We start from the raw sequence: 2,379 nt of genomic DNA on the forward strand, positions 1-2,379 counted from the left end.
GGAGGATTCACCGCAACACCCGCAAACTGCCAAGGGTGCGATTCGTGCGCAGCTCGAGCAGCGGCTCAAGGACGCGACCGACGACAGCGGCCAGGGCTGCTGCCGGGTGATCATCGTGCGCGCGGGGGATTTTTTCGGGCCGGGTGCCGGGAACAGCTGGTTCTCGCAAGGCCTGGTTCGGCCGGGCGTTCCGGTGCGCAGTGTGAAGCTTCCTGGCAAGCCTGGCGTCGGTCACCAATGGGCCTATTTGCCGGATGTGGCGCGTACCATGGTCGCCTTGCTGGCGCGGCGTGACGTTCTGCCTGCATTTGCAACGTTCCATATGAACGGCCAGTGGGACGCCGACGGCCGCCAGCTGGCTGAAGCGATCTGCCGTGTCGTCGCACGGCGCGGTGGGCCTCCGCCGTCAATAAAATCCTTTCCCTGGTGGGCCGTGACGCTGGCCGGGCCCTTTGTTGAGACCCTGCGCGAGCTGCGCCGGATGCGCTACCTCTGGAACACGCCTATACGCATGGACAACGCCGCCCTGGTGGCGGCGCTCGGTGCGGAGCCGCACACGCCGCTGGACATTGCTATGGAGGAAACACTGCAAGGGCTGGGCTGCCTTGGTGCGCATGGCGGGGATTTCAACCATGGAAGTGTCCGCCGTGGCTGAAGCAAGTCCAGCTCAACCTTTTGATGTCGTCAGACGCTTCCAGTTGGGCGAGGTCGACTTGGGGGGAGCCGGCTACTGGCTCGTGCCAAACCTTAGCGCCGACCTGGCCAGTGCCCGTTCGGCTTCCATCTCACGGTTGCGCGGCTCGGCGTTGGTTACTAGTGTGCGAATGAGAACCCGTGCAGAAGCCGCTACCTCTTCCACGGCGCGGTCAAACGCGGCTTCATTGGCCTTGGAGGGGACATTGAACCCGCTGAGCTTCCTGACAAACTGCAGCGAAGCGTCACGGATTTCCAGCTCCGTGGCTGGCGGTTCGAAGTTGAAGAGAGTCTTGATGTTGCGGCACATGGGCACTCCTTCCGGTCATTTTTTCCCGGCGTTTGTCTTGACGGTTGGCTCAAGCCCCAACGCTCGCCTGGTTTCATCCGTCAATTTATCAAACCGTAGCCTAAGTACTTCTTTGTCACCAGACAGGACCTGGCGGGTCGGGTCATAGGTAAAAGTTCCCGCATGCACCGTTTTTCCGTTTTCTGTTGCCTGGTAAGCGATGACATTGGTTTTTGGGTCATACGTAAAAACAATTCTTGACCCGATCGGAGGCGGCCCTCCTACGATTGCGCCGATGCCATCGATTCCCAGATACACGGCCCCTCCTTCGAACAGCAGTGCGCCGCGCAAAACAGCCTTGTCTGTTGCCCATACGCCAACAAGATTTTCGGGTATGACGTCCGCAGAGAATGCTGGCAAGGCGGGAAGAAAAAAAGTCAATGCGAAGACGGTTCGTCTTGTGATTGCGAATCCTGCCGATGACAAATATGCGGGGAAAGATGGTGCTTGGTTCATCGGCAACTCCGTTCTTTATATCTGGGGATTTATATCACCCCTGGCTACGGAGTTAGAAGACTACGCTTCTGATCAGCTTGAGTTTGCCGGCCTGATCACCACCGACTCCGCCGAAGCAACAAATGGCCCGTGATACACCGCCTCGATGTTGTTGCCGTCCGGGTCCAGCACAAAGGCGGCGTAGTAGCCGGGGTGGTATTTGCGCTCGCCCGGCGCGCCGTTGTCGGTGCCGCCTGCGGCCAGGGCGGCTTCATAGAAGGCTTTGACCTCTGCGTGGTCTTTGGCCCGGAAAGCCAGATGGACGTGCGAGGTAGATCCGTCAGCCTGGTCCATCCACAACTCATCGGCCGAAAAATGATCGTCGGCTTCCTGGATGGCATTTTCCTTGTTCAGTGACTTGAGCACGGCGCGGTAAAAGCGCTTGCTGGCCGCGAGGTCATGGGCGCGCAGGTGGACATGGTCGATGAGTCGTCCGCGGTGTATTTCCATGGTGGGCTTCCTTGTTCGGGTGTGAAGGATCTGTTCAGCGGATCACGCCGGGCATCAGCGCTTCGGCAATGGCAATGTGGTTGCCGTCGGGGTCGGTGACCATCACCGTCCTGACTTTGTCGCTGGACGTTGTATGGCTGGTGTCTATGCCCAGCTTTTGCAGGTACTCGATTTCCGGTTCAAGGTCGTTGACGGCCAGGGTCAGCGAGCCTTCGCCGGCGCGTTCGGCCAGTTCATACACCTGCAGGCCGCCGCCGCGCTTGAATTGCCATTCGCCGACTTCAGGCATCGGCCGGTTGGCTTTGGCGTCCAGCAGTTTTTCGTACCAGGGTATGGATGTGTCCAGGTTGCGAACGGCGACACTGGCAAGGGCGTTTTGCACAATCATGACG

5 protein-coding genes are annotated in these 2,379 nt (G+C 59.6%); 1 reads left to right on the forward strand and 4 read right to left on the reverse strand.

The features are described 5' to 3' along the window. Positions 1-655, forward strand: a 655-nt coding sequence (locus AC1D1P_RS21135; protein WP_477674313.1) for a Rossmann-fold NAD(P)-binding domain-containing protein, incomplete at its 5' end; no start/stop codon positions are given. 72 nt (positions 656-727) lie between these two features. Here AC1D1P_RS21135 and AC1D1P_RS21140 read toward each other — a convergent pair. The 4 genes from AC1D1P_RS21140 to AC1D1P_RS21155 form a co-directional block, all read right to left on the reverse strand. Beyond that, complete coding sequence (locus tag AC1D1P_RS21140; protein WP_477674314.1) at positions 728-1,003, reverse strand: DUF2277 domain-containing protein; 276 nt, start codon at positions 1,001-1,003, stop codon at positions 728-730. Positions 1,004-1,018: 15 nt separating this feature from the next. Beyond that, the gene (locus tag AC1D1P_RS21145) at positions 1,019-1,498 is read right to left on the reverse strand and encodes a hypothetical protein (RefSeq protein ID WP_477674315.1); all 480 of its coding nucleotides are present in this window, start codon (positions 1,496-1,498) and stop codon (positions 1,019-1,021) included. Between the two features lie 72 nt (positions 1,499-1,570). Next, positions 1,571-1,987, reverse strand: coding sequence for a VOC family protein (locus tag AC1D1P_RS21150; protein WP_477671687.1), 417 nt, complete (start codon positions 1,985-1,987; stop codon positions 1,571-1,573). Positions 1,988-2,021: 34 nt separating this feature from the next. Further along, the coding region (locus AC1D1P_RS21155) for a VOC family protein (protein WP_477674316.1) at positions 2,022-2,379 on the reverse strand (358 nt) is incomplete at its 5' end.

The organism is Polaromonas sp. P1_E1_2 (assembly GCF_056406035.1).

Coding starts and splice junctions, on each gene's coding strand:
- AC1D1P_RS21145 (WP_477674315.1), bottom strand. CDS start 1,498: ATGAACCAAGCACCATCTTTCCCCGCATATTTGTCATCGGCAGGATTC.
- AC1D1P_RS21140 (WP_477674314.1), bottom strand. CDS start 1,003: ATGTGCCGCAACATCAAGACTCTCTTCAACTTCGAACCGCCAGCCACG.
- AC1D1P_RS21150 (WP_477671687.1), bottom strand. CDS start 1,987: ATGGAAATACACCGCGGACGACTCATCGACCATGTCCACCTGCGCGCC.